At 58.7% G+C, this 16,312-nt stretch carries 15 protein-coding genes; 8 read left to right on the forward strand and 7 right to left on the reverse strand.

Annotated features, from left to right (window positions below):
• Positions 1–391 precede the first annotated feature (391 nt).
• On the forward strand, positions 392–712 hold the full coding sequence (locus LLY24_RS09975) for a hypothetical protein (RefSeq protein WP_259036145.1): 321 nt from the start codon (positions 392–394) through the stop codon (positions 710–712).
• 137 nt (positions 713–849) lie between these two features.
• On the opposite strand, the gene LLY24_RS09980 is transcribed toward LLY24_RS09975, so the two are convergent.
• Positions 850–1,185: a hypothetical protein gene (locus LLY24_RS09980; protein ID WP_345799649.1), complete on the reverse strand. Its 336-nt coding sequence runs from the start codon at positions 1,183–1,185 to the stop codon at positions 850–852.
• A gap of 248 nt (positions 1,186–1,433) precedes the next feature.
• On the opposite strand from LLY24_RS09980, the gene sstT reads away from it, so the two are divergent.
• Positions 1,434–2,654 carry a serine/threonine transporter SstT gene (sstT, locus tag LLY24_RS09985; RefSeq protein WP_259036146.1) on the forward strand — a complete coding sequence of 407 codons (1,221 nt, stop codon included), beginning with the start codon at positions 1,434–1,436 and terminating at the stop codon, positions 2,652–2,654.
• An 86-nt stretch (positions 2,655–2,740) separates the two neighbouring features.
• Here the strand turns inward: sstT and LLY24_RS09990 are convergent, their stop codons facing one another.
• The 3 genes from LLY24_RS09990 to LLY24_RS10000 all read right to left on the reverse strand — a co-directional run bounded on the left by LLY24_RS09990 (position 2,741) and on the right by LLY24_RS10000 (position 6,390).
• Entirely contained in the window at positions 2,741–4,120 is a 1,380-nt protein-coding gene (locus tag LLY24_RS09990) for a c-type cytochrome (protein WP_259036147.1), read from the reverse strand.
• Positions 4,113–5,717: a GMC family oxidoreductase gene (locus LLY24_RS09995; RefSeq protein ID WP_259036148.1), complete on the reverse strand. Its 1,605-nt coding sequence runs from the start codon at positions 5,715–5,717 to the stop codon at positions 4,113–4,115. The genes LLY24_RS09990 and LLY24_RS09995 overlap by 8 nt, the downstream gene beginning before the upstream one ends.
• Positions 5,718–5,886: 169 nt before the next feature.
• Positions 5,887–6,390 carry a sorbitol dehydrogenase family protein gene (locus LLY24_RS10000; protein ID WP_259036149.1) on the reverse strand — a complete coding sequence of 168 codons (504 nt, stop codon included), beginning with the start codon at positions 6,388–6,390 and terminating at the stop codon, positions 5,887–5,889.
• Between the two features lie 344 nt (positions 6,391–6,734).
• On the opposite strand from LLY24_RS10000, the gene LLY24_RS10005 reads away from it, so the two are divergent.
• Genes LLY24_RS10005 through LLY24_RS10015 form a run of 3 tightly spaced genes read left to right on the forward strand, consistent with a single transcriptional unit; the run spans position 6,735 to position 10,375 of the window.
• Entirely contained in the window at positions 6,735–7,265 is a 531-nt protein-coding gene (locus tag LLY24_RS10005) for a sorbitol dehydrogenase family protein (protein WP_259036150.1), read from the forward strand.
• A 24-nt stretch (positions 7,266–7,289) separates the two neighbouring features.
• Positions 7,290–8,927 carry a GMC family oxidoreductase gene (locus LLY24_RS10010; protein ID WP_259036151.1) on the forward strand — a complete coding sequence of 546 codons (1,638 nt, stop codon included), beginning with the start codon at positions 7,290–7,292 and terminating at the stop codon, positions 8,925–8,927.
• Between the two features lie 2 nt (positions 8,928–8,929).
• The gene (locus tag LLY24_RS10015; protein ID WP_259036152.1) at positions 8,930–10,375 is read left to right on the forward strand and encodes a cytochrome c; all 1,446 of its coding nucleotides are present in this window, start codon (positions 8,930–8,932) and stop codon (positions 10,373–10,375) included.
• A 72-nt stretch (positions 10,376–10,447) separates the two neighbouring features.
• On the opposite strand, the gene LLY24_RS10020 is transcribed toward LLY24_RS10015, so the two are convergent.
• From LLY24_RS10020 to LLY24_RS10030, 3 genes are all read right to left on the reverse strand, one after another.
• Entirely contained in the window at positions 10,448–11,167 is a 720-nt protein-coding gene (locus LLY24_RS10020) for a GntR family transcriptional regulator (protein WP_259036153.1), read from the reverse strand.
• Between the two features lie 110 nt (positions 11,168–11,277).
• Positions 11,278–12,594 (reverse strand): short-chain fatty acid transporter, encoded by a 1,317-nt coding sequence (locus LLY24_RS10025; RefSeq protein ID WP_259036154.1) that lies wholly within the window; start codon positions 12,592–12,594, stop codon positions 11,278–11,280.
• Between the two features lie 117 nt (positions 12,595–12,711).
• On the reverse strand, positions 12,712–14,538 hold the full coding sequence (locus LLY24_RS10030) for a CocE/NonD family hydrolase (RefSeq protein WP_259036155.1): 1,827 nt from the start codon (positions 14,536–14,538) through the stop codon (positions 12,712–12,714).
• Positions 14,539–14,709: 171 nt separating this feature from the next.
• On the opposite strand from LLY24_RS10030, the gene LLY24_RS10035 reads away from it, so the two are divergent.
• The 3 genes from LLY24_RS10035 to LLY24_RS10045 are packed head-to-tail and all read left to right on the forward strand — an operon-like array spanning position 14,710 to position 16,300.
• Positions 14,710–15,243, forward strand: coding sequence for a helix-turn-helix domain-containing protein (locus LLY24_RS10035; protein ID WP_259036156.1), 534 nt, complete (start codon positions 14,710–14,712; stop codon positions 15,241–15,243).
• Positions 15,240–15,962 (forward strand): AzlC family ABC transporter permease, encoded by a 723-nt coding sequence (locus tag LLY24_RS10040; RefSeq protein WP_259036157.1) that lies wholly within the window; start codon positions 15,240–15,242, stop codon positions 15,960–15,962. Before LLY24_RS10035 ends, LLY24_RS10040 begins: the two co-directional genes overlap by 4 nt.
• The gene (locus LLY24_RS10045) at positions 15,959–16,300 is read left to right on the forward strand and encodes an AzlD domain-containing protein (RefSeq protein WP_259036158.1); all 342 of its coding nucleotides are present in this window, start codon (positions 15,959–15,961) and stop codon (positions 16,298–16,300) included. The genes LLY24_RS10040 and LLY24_RS10045 overlap by 4 nt, the downstream gene beginning before the upstream one ends.
• Positions 16,301–16,312 lie beyond the last annotated feature (12 nt).

A 16,312-nucleotide genomic window follows, 5' to 3' on the forward strand; every position in this document is an offset into this window, starting at 1 on the left:
TTTACATTTTATACATGTTGTTCAGCCCTTCTCATTTCCATACTGTTACAGGCCCGTTTGAGCGCACCTAGCGTTAAAGAAAATGCGTCTATTTATCAATATAAATGAGCAGATCATTGCAGGTTAAATATTAAGAAGTTGAAAAACATGGATAAAAACAACACGCCCGCGTTCAAGCTAAGGCATGGCGGCGTGCCAACGGCCACCTCATACCTATGTTTACTTCGGCAACATGCAATTCTTACCGTTTGATCAAATTCTCGTGAAAGCGTACTCAAGGGGTTTGCACGGCGGGAAAAGTTATATTACGCTGAGCCATGTACAAGATACGTATACAGCGAAACGATAGCAGTACGATTTTCTATCTATTGCGTTCACAAGGAGGTGCAGTATGCAAAATGTACAACTGAGCGATATGTCCAAAGCGGCCCTTGAGCTCTCGATCGATGCGCTACGCGATGACCTTTACGACACACCGGAATGTGATCAAGCCATTGCTACCCTGCTGTGCCAATGGGGCCAGTTCTCCAAGGCCGATCAGCTTCTCGACGAGATGCTGCTCAAGTGGGGAAGCGCCGACGAAGTGTTGGAGCTCACGTCCAAGTGCCGCGCTCAAATGATGTCGATGAAGGCCAATGCCAAGGCTAGCGAAGTACTTGCTAAGCCTACCCATCGCCCTGCGGTTGCTGCTTTGGCTCACGCGGCTGCGTGATCAACCTAAGCGCACTTCCGCAGCATCGCCCCCACTACTGAGCATTTGTTAGATAGCGTATCTATCGTTACAAAGCCTAGTAGTGGGGGCGACGTGTATCTAACGTTTGGATATTCGCGCTCGGGTTCTAGCGCTCATTAGTCGAGATGGTCCAGAGTAATGACCAGATCCTGCTCGGCTACGTTGACGTTCCAGAAGGTATAGCTATCCCCGTCTTCATCGACCGCTTGGATGTCGAAATAAGGGTTGGTATAGCCCGTGAGGGTCACCCGAGTGGTATCGCCGTTCATGATCACATCGCTTCCCAGTACGTCTTCTTCCCAGGTTTTGGCGCTCCCTGGGCTCACGTAGAGATAGAAAATCGTGTATCCGGTGCGATTCGTCACGTCGACGTAGTAATCGGCCGCCATCAGCAAAGGGGAAGTGCAGGCTAACAGCACCCCCATGATCAACCCTTTCATACGCATGCGCATTGGGTAGTCCTCTTTCTTCTATTAAGTATCGGGATGGGATATCGGGCTTGTGCCCAATCACTTAAGCGGCTGACGAATGCCATACGCATCAAGCCAACGAACTATAACTTGCCTTTATCGAAAGCGATATCAGCCAATTACAGCGTTTTCCCCACTGCTAGGCGTCAACTGGTAGAATGCCGCCCCTTGCCACTGCGCGCAGGGCTTCTTCCCTTCGCGTTATCCTTCAAAGACTCAAGAGTTGCGTCATGCTCGCTACCGTTCAAGGGCTGTTACGGCCTCTTCTTCGCCTGGGCCTAATCCCCCAGATCCTCATCGGCATCGTGGCCGCTACGCTACTGGCACTGTTGGCGCCAGAGGCAGCGCAGCAGGTCGCCCTTTTTGGTCAGCTATTCATTGCGGCTCTGCAGGCCGTAGCGCCCATCTTGGTCTTCGTTTTGGTAGCAGCGGCGATTTCCGCACATCGGCGCGGTCAGCCAACGCACATTCGCTTGGTGCTGGTGCTGTATATCGTCGGCACGCTGGGGGCGGCGCTGATTGCCGTGGCCGCAAGCTTCGCCTTCCCTTCGGAGCTTACGCTCAACGCCCCGCAGGCCGATGGCAGCCCGCCCAGTGACATCTTCGAGATTCTGCGCAACCTGCTACTAAACGCCATGAGCAACCCGGTAAGCGCGCTCATGGAGGCCAACTTCATCGCCATTTTGCTCTGGGCTGTGGGCCTGGGGTTGATGCTGCGCCAGGCAAGTGACACTACACGCCAAGCCCTGAGCGATCTTGCCGATGCGGTGTCGCGCTTGGTGGCGCTGGTGATTCGGCTAGCACCGTTAGGTATCTTCGGCTTGGTAGCGGGCACCTTGGTGGAATCAGGCTTCGATGCCATCGTGCACTATTTACACCTGCTGGGCGTGATCGTCGGCTGCATGCTCTTCGTCGCGCTGGTTGCCAACCCGCTGCTGGTGTTCATCGCTACGCGCCAGAACCCTTATCCGCTGGTCTTTACCTGCCTGCGCGGTAGCGCGATCACGGCGTTTTTCACCCGCAGCTCGGCCGCTAACATTCCGGTCAATCTGGCGCTGTGCAAGCGCTTGAACCTGCACGCCGACACCTACGCCATCTCGATTCCGCTGGGCGCCACCATCAACATGTGCGGCGCGGCCATCACTATTACGGTCATCACCTTAGCCACGGCCTTCACGCTGGGCATTCCGGTGGATTTCGCCACTGCGCTGCTGTTATGCATCGTGTCGGCGCTGGCGGCATGTGGCGTTTCCGGCGTAGCGGGCGGCTCCTTGATGCTGATTCCCATGGCTTGCAGCCTCTTTGGCATTCCCACGGAAGTCGCCATGCAGGCGGTCGGTATCGGCTTTGTCATTAGCGTTGTGCAGGACGCCACCGAAACGGCGCTGAACTCCTCTACCGATGTGCTGTTTACCGCAGCGGCCTGCCGGGCCAAGCCTAGCGAGGCATAACCACGCCTTATTAAACGCGCGAGCCCCGCCTCCTCATCAGGGAGCGGGGCTCTTTTTTTGCGGGCGCAGCAAAGCGCGCCTATGCCTTAACGCAGGCGCTTACGCCGACGCCAAAACATCAGGACCAGCAGCGCAACGACCACCACGGCACCGGCCACCATGCCCACGCGCGCAAGCAGCAAAAGCGTTGATGGTGCCCCACCTGCGCGAAGCTCAGCCACGCGCGCGGTATCGATGCGCACGTCGCTACCACCGAACTCATCCATCAGGTAGTTGGTGACATCCGCTACCTGGAAGTCATCGAGCTCCTCGGCAAAGCCCAGCATGCCTTGGCGATGTTCGGGCCAGACGCCTTCGAGCACGGCCATGACGACGTTATCCGCATTGGGCTTATCGAGAACGGGATGGCCTACCAGCGACGGTAGGCCGTTCAGGCCGCCGCCATCGGGGGCATGGCACGCCGCGCACTGATTACGATAGACCCGCTCACCGGGGCTGATGGCAGCAAGCGCCGCTGGAGTGTCGTCGTCGCTCAGCGGTTGCGGCGCGGAGGCGTTGCTTGTCTCTGCGTCTGGGCTGCTTGCCTCTGCGTTAATCGGAGCCGCCGACTCACTGCCCTCGGGTAGCAGATAGGTCGCTATCGCCTCTAGGTCGGTAAGCGGCATGCGCGAGAAGCTTAGATCGATCGCCTCGAGCATGGGGCCACCGGCGGTGGCGCCGTTGTCGGCGTGGCCCGTACGCAGGTAGTCGACGAGCTGCGCGTGGCTCCAGTCGCCGATACCGTTTTGCACATCGGCGGTGATGTTCGGCGCGTACCAGGTGCCCAGCGACGCCCCTTCGAGCGCTGCGCTGTCGCGCTCGGCCATCAGGAAGTTACGCGGCGTATGGCAGGTGCCACAGTGCGTGGCGCCCTGCACCAGATAGGCGCCGCGATTGTACTGCTCGGAGCGCGCCGGGTCGGGTTCGAAAGGCGCATCATCGAGAAACAGCAGGTTCCAGCCCGCCATGGAGAAGCGCAGGTTGAACGGAAACGGCAGCGCGGTTTCCTCTGCGGCGACATCGGCAGGCGCAACGCCATGCATGAAGTAGGCGTAGAGCGCTTCGATATCGTCATCCGTTAGCTTGGCGTAGGCGGTATAAGGCATGGCCGGATAGAGATGACCACCATCAGCGCGCACGCCTTGGCGCAGCGCCGCTGAAAATTCTTCGAGCGAATAGTGGCCAATGCCCGCCTCGAGCGAAGGCGTGATGTTGGTGCTGTAGATCGTCCCCAGCGGGCTTTTGATCGGATGGCCACCGCTGAAGGCAGGCCGCCCCGGCTCGGAGTGACAGGCCGCGCAGTCGCCTTCGATGGCCACCGCTTCACCGCGCTGGATAAGCGCAGCGTCCGCCTCCTGCGCCTGCGCACCCTGGGCGACGAGCCAACTGCTGGCAACGAGCACGAGACCCGTAAAGAGCTTAGCCATGCTGGGTCTCCTCCAGGATGCGATCTGCGGTACGCAGCGCCAGGGCCGCGGCGGTCAGGGTAACGTTGCAGGTACCCACCGTGGGCATCACGCCGGTGCCGACCATGAACAGGTTTTCATGGTCGTGAGCGCGGCCCCAAGCGTCGGTGACGCTGGTGGCAGGGTCATTGCCCATGGAGAGCGTGCCAGTAATGTGCTGACGGTTGGAGAACGCGCCCTCTTTGCTGTGCTTGACGTTGGTGCCACCCAGCATCTCGGCGATGCGCGTATAGTGCGCGCGCGTGGCTTCCGCGCCGCGACGCTCGTAAGCGCCGATGTCCCAGTACATCCGAGGGGTGGGCAAACCGAGCGCATCGCGCGTAGCGCTCAAGGTAACGCGGTTGTTGGGGTCCGGCAGCTGCTCCATGGCGTTCTTGAGCGCCAGGCGGCGAGCCGAGCGAAAGCGCACCTGCTCCTCCAGCGCGCGGCCGTGATAGCCCTCGGCCAGAAGCTCCTTGGTGACCGAGGCGACTTTGGAGCCATTGGAGATATCGAGGCGAAACGGCGCGTGCTCGGCGCGGAACTCACCGTCGCGGAAATCGCCGATGGAGCACGGGCTCACCGGGCCACGGCCGGGCCATACCGGCTCGTCGACATCGAAGCTGACGCCGACGGCCGGGTGATCGCAAAGGTTGCGCCCGACGTTGTCTCGGGCGTTGGCGATGCCGTTTTCGAATCGATCACTGGTCGACATCAGCAAGAGCTTGGGCGTTTCGATGGCGTTGGCCGCCAGTACCACGGTTTGGGCGGTCACCTTGTGGCTCACCTTGTCCCAGTCGTAGTAGTGCACCGCACTGATGCGCCCTTGAATGTCGTGTTCGAGGCGATAGACCACCGCTTCGGTGACGATTTCGACACCCTCGGCCTCGGCCTCTTGCGCGGCGATGCCGCCATGGTACTGAGCATCGATAGGACAGATCGGCATGCAGTTGTTGTTGCCGCAGCAGGCCGGACGGCCGCCGTAGCTGCGGCTGTTGCGCGCCGTGGCGTCATCGATGACGCGATATTCCGGCGCCAGTCGCTCGGTGACCCGCTGCTGCAGGTAAGACGCAGGCACCCGCTCCATGGGAAAGGGCTTGGTGCGGGGCGAGCCATTATCCGGCTCACCTCCAACGCCGGTGATGACCTCTACCTGGTAGTAGTAGTCTTCCAGATCGTCATAGCTGATCGGCCAATCCACGCCCACGCCGTAAAGGCTTTGGGTACGAAAATCGTTGGGCACGTAACGCCACATCTGCGCCGCCCAGTGCCAGGAGGTGCCGCCTAGCATGCGGATGTACTGTGCCTGATAGGCGTGGGGGCCTGCCTGTTCGAGGTAATCGTTAGGCGTTGGCGAAAAGCGCGGATGAGGCGCCATTTCGGAGTAGGGGTAAGGCGCCATGTAATCGGACTTGAACGCCGATTCACGGTAATTCTGCACCAGTTCGCCGCGACCTTTGCGCGGGCCCGATTCGAGCAGCAGTACGGAGCGCCCGGCACGTGCCAAGCGCGTTGCGAGCAGGGAACCACAAATGCCCGCGCCGACAACGACGACGTCGGCGACTTTATCGTTACTCATGGGAATCACATATTCTCTTTGAAAGCGACGGTCTGACACCTTCGGCGCAGCGATATACACCGCTGCCTGCTGGGCCGCTTGACGATCTAAGTCGTCGCGGATCTAGGTTTTTTGAATCAGGTTTTCTGAATCAGGTTTTCTGAGTTAGCTGTGCTGGGTATCTTTTGCCCTAAGGCGCACGGTGCCAGCTACCGCAGGGGCCGTAGGAGAAGCTCGTCGGCACCAGTTTGTCCGCCACGACCTGATTGGAGAGCGCATTGATATGGGTCACGTAGATAGCTTGATCACCGCTTCCGACCACGCCGGTGTACCAGCCGCTCAGCACGTTGCGAGCCAGCGCCTCTTCGGCAGCGAACGCGGCGCCAAAATCGAGCTGTTCGCCGTCGAGCAGCGCAGGCTGCTCGGCCAGCAGCGCTTTGAGGCGTGTTAGCTGTTCGGTAAAGCTATCGAGTGCCAGCTTCGATGCGTGAACCAAGGCATTGGCGAGATTGCCGTCGAGCTCATCACGCATTATTAGCTTGCGCGACACGGCGAGAAAATCATCCACCTCTTCGGCAGGCACGCCGTTTTGCCCGGCGAACGCCTCGGGCACCGCCAGCCAGCGCCCGGCAACGCCAGTAAGCGCAAAGCCACCCGCAATTTGGATGACGCGGCGGCGAGTAAAATTGACCATGTTCCTTCCCATGCCTATTCACTGGCGGTACGGCGGCGCCAGCTATCGGCTACGTTACGATTGATCTTGCGCCGTAATCTCGATCACGCGCTATAAAGGGCGCGGATTATACCTTAGTCTATAAAATGCCACACGCTTTGACTCAAAACGTCTCCTGGCAAGCTTCAAGCTATTGATATCAGGTCATATATTCTCCTCACATGAAAAGCCACTTACGCTTCATAAGGGTTGCCTATATAATTAGCGCCCAAACGACCTTCACGTGGGTGTCGTACCCGAGGTGATTGCTCCGCCTTGGCACCTTCGGGAAGAAATGATCGACTTCGAACCGTTAGGGAACCCGCTTGCAAACCCGTCATTCCTCGCCAGGCGTTTCACGCCGCCAGTTGTTGATCGGCGGTGCCAGCCTTCTGGGCTACTTCACCTTCGCTGGCCCCACGTTCGCCTGGACTCAGGCTTTCAAAGGTACGCCCCTGCATCAGCGCTTCATGCAGCTCTCGGGGCTTTTGATCAACCATCATCTTGATGAGGGCGCGGGATTACGCATCGGCGCCTTCGCGGCTCAGAAGTACGCCCAGCTCGATCAGCATATCGATAGCATCGTCGCCATCGCCGAGCAGCAGGGTGCCACCGAGGTTGAGCAGTTCTTCGATGCGATTCCCGAAGGCGAGCTGCGCGATCTGGCCTACTGGGTCATTGCCGCCTGGTATTCGGGCTCGTCCAGCGCCGATGCCGACGCCGAGCTCTTCACCTACGAGCACGCGTTGACGTTCCAGACCACGCTCGACATCGTGCCGATTCCCTCTTTCGGACTCACTGGCCCCAATGCCTGGAACCGACCGCCAGCGCCGCTGCTGCCCGTTCCCCGCTTCTAAATCAAAAAAGACCTCAGACTAGCTATGACTCAAACTGCTTCTGCCGACGTCGTCATCGTTGGCACCGGCGTCGTTGGCGTCGTCGTTGCCGAACAGCTGCTCGACGCAGGCTTTTCCGTGCTCATGCTCGACGCCGGCCCACGTGTTTCGCGCGCCGAAATCGTCGAGAACTTCCGCAACCTGCCCCTAGGCCTCAAGGGCAGCGCTTCTTCGAGCTACCCGCCCAAGCCCTGGGCGCCACATCCGATGCCGAGCACGGGCAACCCGGAGGATGACTACCTCCAGCTCGAAGGCCCCGACGCCTACGCCCAGACCTACATCCGCTACGCGGGTGGCTCGACCTGGCACTGGGCCGGTACCTGCTGGCGGCTGACGCCCGACGACATGCGCTTGAACTCGCTTTACGGCGTGGGCCGCGACTGGGCGTTCGACTACGCCACCCTCGACCCTTACTACAACCTCGCGGAGTACTCGCTAGGTATTTGCGGGCCAAGCGACCCGGCGCTGCAGTGGCCGCCGCAGCCGCGCTCGCGCCCCTACCCGATGCCGCATCTGCCATTCTCACCAGGCGAAGACAAGTTCACCCGCGTGATGAAGGAAAAGCTGGGCTACACCAACGTGCCGGTCGCCCAGGCGCGCAACAGCGGTATGCCCTACGACGACCGCCCGGCCTGCTGCGCTAACAACAACTGCGTGCCGGTGTGCCCCATTGGGGCCAAATACGACGCCGCGACCGCGCTCAACCGTTTGGAAGCCAAGGGTGCGGTGATTCTCTCCAACGCCGTGGCCCATCGCATCGAAACTGGCGAAGGCAACCGCATCGAAGCAGTGCACTATCTCGACCCCGAGCGCCAGAGCCATAGGGTGACCGGCAACCACTTCGTCGTCGCCTGTAACGCCATCGAAACGCCCAAACTTTTGCTGATGTCGGCCGATTCACGCAACCCAAACGGCATCGCCAATAGCTCCGATCAAGTGGGCCGCAACATGATGGACCACCCCCAACTCGCCCTGACGCTGACGCTGGACGAGCCCTACTGGCTGGGCCAGGGGCCGGTGGTCAACAGCGGTATCATGGAGACCTCCCAAGGGGATTTCCGCGCCGAACATGCTGGGGCTTACTTTCGCATGAATAACTTCGCGCGTAATCGCTACGAGACGTTCAACGCGCTGAAAACCGGCAAGGTCGGCCGGGCGCTGGACGAAGAGATTCGCCGCCGTACCGCCTGCACGGTCAATGTCGTGGCGGCGCACGAGATCCTGCCGGATCCGAACAACCGTCTTACGCTCTCCGCCAACAAGGACTGGCTGGGCCTGCCCAAGCCCCACATCTACTACGACGTGGGCGACTACACCCGCCGCTCTGCCGAGGTCTACTCGATGCCGATCGCGCGTCGAATCGCCGAGGCGATGGGGGCCACCGAGGTCAAGGAGCCGAGCGCCTTCGCCCAAAGTAAGCACCTGATGGGCAGCACCATCATGGGCACCGATCCGGCCAACTCCGTGGTCGACCCTGACTGCCGCGCCTACGACCACGCCAACCTCTTCCTGCCCGGCGGCGGCGCCATGCCCAGCACCGCCTGCGGCAATAGCACCATCACCATGGTCGCCCTGGCATTCAAGGCCGCCGAGGCGTTGATCGACCAGGCACGGAGAGCATGAGTATGATGATTCGACGCTTAAGCCGCGTCATGGCGGCCCTTGCCTGGCTCGCCGCACCGCTACCGCTGCTCGCGCAAACCACGGCTAATGATGCCGATGACGAGACCCTCGCGCGTGGCGCCTACCTCGCTACCGCCTCGGACTGCACGGCGTGCCATACCGCTCATGGCGGCGAGTCGATGGCGGGCGGGTTGCGCATCGCTTCACCCGTCGGCGAGATCGTAGCAACCAACATCACGCCCTCGACGAGCCACGGCATCGGCAACTACAGCGAAGAGCAGTTCGCTCGCGTGCTGCGTCACGGCATCCGCGCCGACGGCGCCAACCTTTACCCGGCGATGCCCTACACCGCCTATGCGCGCATGAGCGACGAGGACATTCACGCCCTCTATGTCTACTTCATGCACGGCGTGGCGCCGGTTGACGTACCAACGCCCCCGACCAAGCTCCCCTTCCCGATGAATCTGCGGGTGGCGATGAAGGGCTGGAACCTGCTGTTTCACGATGCCACGCCGCTGGAAGAGGACCCCGAGCAGTCGGCAGCGTGGAACCGTGGGCGCTATCTCGTCGAAGGCCCCACCCACTGCAGCAGCTGTCATACGCCGCGTGGCTTCATGATGCAGGAGTTGGACGATCAAGCGATGGCGGGTGCCCAAGTCGGCCCTTGGTACGCGCCCAACATCACCCCAGACGACGTAGGCGGTATCGGCAGTTGGCGCCACGATGAGCTGGTTACCTACCTGCGCACCGGCAAGCTGGACCAAGCCCAGGCAGCAGGCAGCATGGCCGAGGCGATCACCCACAGCTTCCAGCACCTGAGCGACGACGATCTCAGCGCCATTGCCACCTACATCGAAGCGCTGCCGCCCATCGGGCCCTCCGACGGAGAAGAGAGACAGGGCGACCGTTTCAGCCATGGTCGGCCAAGCGATGAACTGGTGAATTTCCGTGGCGATAGCTACGCCGAAGGGCTCGAAGGCGAGAGCCGAGGTGCTCAGATCTACTCTGCCAACTGCGCCTCCTGCCACCAGCCGGATGGTCGGGGCACGGCGGATGGCTACTATCCGCGTCTGTTCGAGAACGGCATTCTGGGCGACGAGAATGCGAGCAACCTGATTGCCACCATTCTCTATGGCGTCGAGCGTGAGACCGAGGCCGAAGGTCACGTCTTCATGCCGCCTTTCGGTGAGCAGCCCAACGCCTTCAACGCCTTGAGCAACGACGAGATTGCCGACCTTTCCAACTACCTGCTCACCCACTTCGGCCGAGTGGACGAAAACGGCAAGGCTTCCGTCGAGGTCACCGCCGACGATGTCCAAACCATCCGCGAAGGCGGCCCAGGCTCCCCTCTGATCCTGCTTTCCCGCATCGGCATGGGAGTGGGCATCGTGGCGGTCGTACTGCTGGGCTACTGGCTACTGCGGCGCCGCCGCGCCGCTAAGCGGTAGTTTCGAACGCCCGAGCCATAGTGCTCGGGCGCTAACAGTGCAGACTTACACTTTGCATCGGAAGCAGGTTAATCAGGCTGAGTGTAAAGACGTTTCGAGTAGCTCAGGCAATTCCAGTACTGCGCGCATGATGGCTTTTTCGCCCTGCACGAGATGCTCGGCCATTAGCTGAGCTGCTCGCTCTCCCTGTCCGGCCTCAAGTGCATCCGTAATATGGGTATGATCGTCGCTCCACTGCTTCTCCGATTGACCATAGACCATGCTGACATAGGCAATGCGCATATGATCGTCGGATAGCTCTTCGATCAAGCGTGCTAAGCGCTGGTTGCCCGCTAACTGAGCAATTAGGCAGTGGAAACGGTGATTAGCGTGGGAGTAGGCGATCATCTCTGCGGAATTGTGCCGATCAAAGGTGGCGGCGCAGCACTCGCGAAGCGCCGCTAGGGTCTCGGCATCCAGTCTTGAAGCAGCCATTCGGCAAAGCTCGGGTTCGACCAAGTAGCGAGCATGGTAGCTATCGCGGATGCTTTTAATAGTGATGGGGGTAACGGAGTATCCCATCCGGCCTTGGTTAATGGTCAGTCCTTGTTGAGTAAGGCGAGCCAACGCGTGGCGAATGGCTGCTTTACCGAAGGCGTAGTGTTCAGCGAGCCAAGCCTCGCTGATGGTGGCTCCCGGCTCCAATTGACAGGCGATAATATCGCTTCTGAGCGTATCGAAGGCCCGTTCGTTAAGACTGACTTTTCGAGTAGCCACCATATGTTCGTCCTTATTAAACGCGTTGCGGGACACGATGGTGCCATCGTGCCCCGCCGCATTCTAGCATCTACTCGGTGGTCACCGAGTAAGCGAGTACTCTCCCTTCAACCACTCTATACGTTTATACCGTCGCGACTTCGTTTTTATAGCATTGAGAGCACGACGAAGGTCGCCATGATCGCGGCGCCACAAATGAGCGTCCACATCACGCAGTACCCCATGATGTCACGTGCCGATAGGCCCGCCACACCAAGCAGCGGTAAAGCCCAGAATGGCTGCATCTGATTCGTCCAAGCATCCCCCCAGGTAAAGGCCATGATCGTTTGCGGAATATCGGCACCTAATCGTTGAGCAGCTTCGAGCATGATAGGCCCCTGTATAGCCCACTGCCCACCACCCGAAGGAATGAAGATGTTCACGATGCCAGCCGAAATGAACGTGATGATTGGGAAAGTGTGCACCGTAGCAATTTCCACGAACCACGCCGACATACTATCTGCAAGACCCGAGACCTTGACCATACCGGCAATGCCAGCATAAAGCGGAAATTGAATAATGATGCCACGACACGCCAAGATTCCTTCCTTTACCGCAGCCCCCAAACTTGCAGGACTTGGCTGGAGAACGAGCCCAATAGCCAAGAAAATTAAAATCACCAGATTAAGATTGAGAGTGAATCCAAGCTGATGAAAGTTGATGGCCAGATAACCTATCGGTAACAGTGCCAGTATGAGATTGGGTAATCGGTAGTGTTCAAGTTTTTCTGCCCAAGGCATGCCACGGGTATCAACTTTCTCGACACGATTATTGAGGGGTTCACCTTGGTACTGCTTGATCTCGTTGGTTTCGGGCTTGATGCGCGAGAAAACGAAATAGAGCAGGAACAGCAGCGCCACCGATAGCGCGATGTTCCACCAGGCATAGAGCGTCTCGGTGATAGGAACAACGCCAACGACGTCTTCCATGAAGTTGCCTTCTGACGCCATCAATAGTGGTATCGAGGCCGTGGTACCCCGAATGATCTCGCCAGAATAGGCAGCTGCTACCGCCAAAGGGAAGTGCAGCCCTTGCACACGCCGCCCCATCTCTCGAGCTAAAAAGGCACCAACGATCATGCCAAAGCCCCAGTTGATGTAAAAGGTGACCATAGAAACGACTGCTATGATACCGGCTGCTTGCCCCGGTGAGTTTGTTATCGACGCCAACTTATCGATCATTCGAGCCACGATAGGCGTTTTTGCAATGATGAAACCCGTTAACAGTATCAACGACATTTGCATAGCAAATTGATACAGATTGGAGAAGCCATCGCCCCAGCCATTAAGCATGACATGTGCCGACTGCCCTTCGATCACCATGCCTAGAAGGAAGACGACAACGCTAAGCACAATCGCCAACAGTAAGGCATTCGGTAAGCAAGATTGAACGAACTTAAGACAAAGCCGCGTCAGTGTTTGCATTAGGTAACCCCATTCGCTTGTTTTAAAAAGTGTTATGTTTGGGAATACTGGAAACAGTTATTGCTTGTCGAAGCACCCCGCACACGGGGCGCTATCGATGTAAGGATCGGTATGGTATTAGCGAGAGCCGTCGATGACAGGGAGTTCGAGCGCTGACGCAAAGATGGCGCTACGACCTACCTCGATGGTCGGCACAACGCCATCGGGAATACGTGAAAAGTGATCACTGTCAGCAAGCGCTATCGCAATCCGCAGGCGATGCCCAGCCTTGAATAACCACGAGGTCGGCAAAAGGTCGAACGCAATCTCGCTGCACTCTCCTGGTATCAGGTAACGAGCATCGCGTTCGCGATAGCTATGGTGCGGCCCGATAACGGGCAAGTTCTCAATCGGCGGGCTGATGCGACGATGTAGCGCTCGAAACACGCCTTCCGTGACATAGGTAGAGTGACCTTCAGTATCGATATCCTCCAAGTAGACGAATAGGGCGCAATCTTGGGTATCGCTTTTGAGGTACAAGCGCACTACCGGATGACCCGTTACCTCAGTATCGTGTTCGAAGGGTTCCTGGGTATAGCACAGCATACGCTGATCGCGGCCATGCCAATCCGGATAGTACCGTTCGACATTTTGCGCGTAGAGCCGGTTATAGCGCGTTTGATTACCAGTACCACAGCGGTAATCACCGACATAACGGTCGAACGCATCAGCCATAGTAGGCGGCTGATGCGTCAATCGGTGGTTTGCCTGAAAATACAGAGTTTGCCAGCGTGTCGTCTCAGGAGGCCACTGCTGCGCCGAATGCCAGCACTCTTCACCTACGGTGTAATATTGGACCGGCGGTTCGTCATAAAGCCCGGTTTTCATCCCCATAAGATGCTCATCGAAAAAGCGCAACGTTTCAGCTAGCGCCTTGCCCTGGGGTCGAGAATCGGTTTGAAACGGGCTTGATCCACTGCGGGCGCCGTGATCCCAGGCACCCAGCATCAACCGCTTTCCTGCATTTCGCTGCCACATAAAACGCTGGGCAGCCCCTCGCGCATAATGGCCATCCAGCCAACCCGAAATGGTATAGACCGGCGTTTGCGTATCAGCCTCGCGGTTGGCGTAGTGGTAAGGACTAATGGTGGCCGAGGTAAAATCCGGTTGGGTATGCAGCGGGCGGTCGCGATAAACGAATTGATGTACGAAATCGGCCATGTCGAAGTTGGCGCGATGTTCTTCGAGAGCAGCCTGCAAAAGATGGCCCTCGGTATCTTCGTCGACCGGTGCAGGCCCATCGTAGTGCTCCCCTTTAAAATAGGGAAACTTGTCACGATCCTCGGCCACATCGTCGTCGAGTGCATCCATCAAGTTACCGTACTCTTTTACCAAACGGCGGCACATGACACCGCCAGGGTAAAGCTGGTTCGACCAAGTGTCCCAAACTGCTGAATGCGGCACGATGGCCTTAACCGCCGGATGTGCCCACGACGCCGTGAAATCTGCTGCGGCGCCGAGATAAGAGATACCTGTGACACCGATTGCGCCATTACTCCACGGCTGGGCTGTGATCCAGTCGACAATCTCGAGATAGTCCTCCCGTTCGCTGGGGGAGCGGAGGCCTGTACGCACACCAAACGAAGCACCACTACCTCGTACATCCACTGCTACCAGCGCGTACCCTCGAGCCAACAGAAGCGACCGAAAAACGGCGATGTTGGGACACTCCTCGATACCGTCGGGAGCGCCATGCTTTAACTTCATCCGGCGATAATAAGGCGTAAAAAAGGTAATGACGGGAAAGGATTCAGGGCGCTCTTGGGTACCCGGAAGATGCACATCGATAGCCAAGCGAACGCCATCGCGCATAGTGAGGTAGCGAGAAAACAAACGCTGACCCTCAAACCGTGGTGAGCGCATCGCTACCCACGACTCAGGATTAAAAGAGGGTGTATCGGCCATGCCGAATCTCCGATGATTGTGTGATTATTGATCAATAGGTTGAATAATCATTTTTGACATGTCAATAAAAATAAAAAAAACATTTCGATCAAGCAACCTCTCTTTATATCTTGACTTTACGTTGTTCGATATATAGAACGCTCTCTATATCGAACGATATGGCAGCTCCTCATGAACGATGACGCCCTTCTTAGCTTTGGTCAGCATCTGCAAGCACTGCGCCAGGCGCGCGGTTTGTCGCTATCGCAGTTAGCAAGCGCAGCTGGCATTGCTAAATCGAACCTAAGCCGTCTAGAACAAGGGCTGGGAAATCCGACACTGGATACGGTCTGGCGGCTAGCCGTTCAGCTAGCGCTCCCCTTCGGTACACTAGTGGCGCCAATCAGCGTGCCGTTGGGCGCCGAAGAAGGCGTGCAGGTGCGCCTAATCGATCAAGGCCGGGATACGCCGCAAGTAGACGTGTATTGGATGATGTGCTCGCCGTACACCCAACGCTTAGCCGAAGCGCACTCACCGGGTACCCGAGAGTCCTTAACCGTGATCAGCGGTAGCCTGGAAGTAGGCCCTATAGACACGTTGGTTCCTCTGGGCGCAGGGCAAACCACGACCTTTCTCGCTGACCAACCGCACTGCTACCGCACTCATGCCGAGGAGACGACATTGATCATGACCATCACCTATCACATAGAAGGCCGAACGCCATGAACCCAGCCGCCGACCACTCGCCGTGGCGTTCGGCCATGCAGGGCGTGCGCGAGTCGATACCGCTATTGGGAGGCTACGTACCCGTCTCCCTCTCCTTTGGCTTGGTGGCGATGCAGGCAGGGTTTTCTACCTGGGAGGCGGCGGTCATTTCGGTGCTGATCTATGCAGGCGCCTCGCAGTTTCTATTCGTCGGCATGGTCGCCGCGGGCTCACCACTGTGGCTGGTGGTATGCATGACGCTTTTGATCAACGTGCGCCACGTGGTGTACGGGCCCAACATCGCCGCTTGGCTGCCCCAAAGCCGCCACTGGTATTGGCTAATGCACGGGCTGACCGATCAAGTCTTTGCCTTGGCGCATACCCGCTTGCCGCAGCTAGCCGCCGAGGTGCGTTTTAGCTGGTTCGCGGGCTCGGCGCTGCTTGCCTGGGGCGTATGGGTCGTGGGTACCGTGATTGGCGCCACGGCTGGGGAGGCGGTCACCGCGCGCTGGCCGCTTCTGGGCGAAGTCATGCCCTTTGCCCTGCCCGCTCTGTTTCTCACCATGGTAGCACCCCGCGTTACCGACAAGCGCTGGGCGCTGGCGCTGGGCAGCACTATCGCGGCAGCCCTTCTCCTCACTCTCTATGGCCTGAGCAACGTGGCGATTCCGCTGGCCGCCGCCTGCGGGGCGCTGTATTTCTATCTCGTCCCCTTTCAACCCAAGAAGAGAACCGCATGAGTAGCGCACTCTGGATAGCCATGGTGATCTCGGCGCTGGGCACCTTATTGATGCGCGTCGTCCCCTTTCTATGGATGCAGCGACGCATAGGCAGCGAAGAAGGACTAAACGCCATGCCGCAGTGGCTGGCCGTGCTGGGGCCGCTGATGATTGCCGCCGTATTTGGCGTCTCGATCGTGCCGGTCGAGCCCAGTCCACTTTCGTGGCTGGCGACGGCGATAGGGCTAGGTGTGGCGCTTTTAGTGTGGCGCCGCACCCGCTCGATGGGGTGGCCCGTTGCCGCTGCTGTCGCAACCTATGGGGTTTTGATGCTAGGGCTGGGGGCACTGGCGCCATAAGTCCAGCCCAGA

The sequence above is a fragment of the Halomonas dongshanensis genome (assembly GCF_024790395.1).
GTDB lineage: Bacteria > Pseudomonadota > Gammaproteobacteria > Pseudomonadales > Halomonadaceae > Vreelandella > Vreelandella dongshanensis.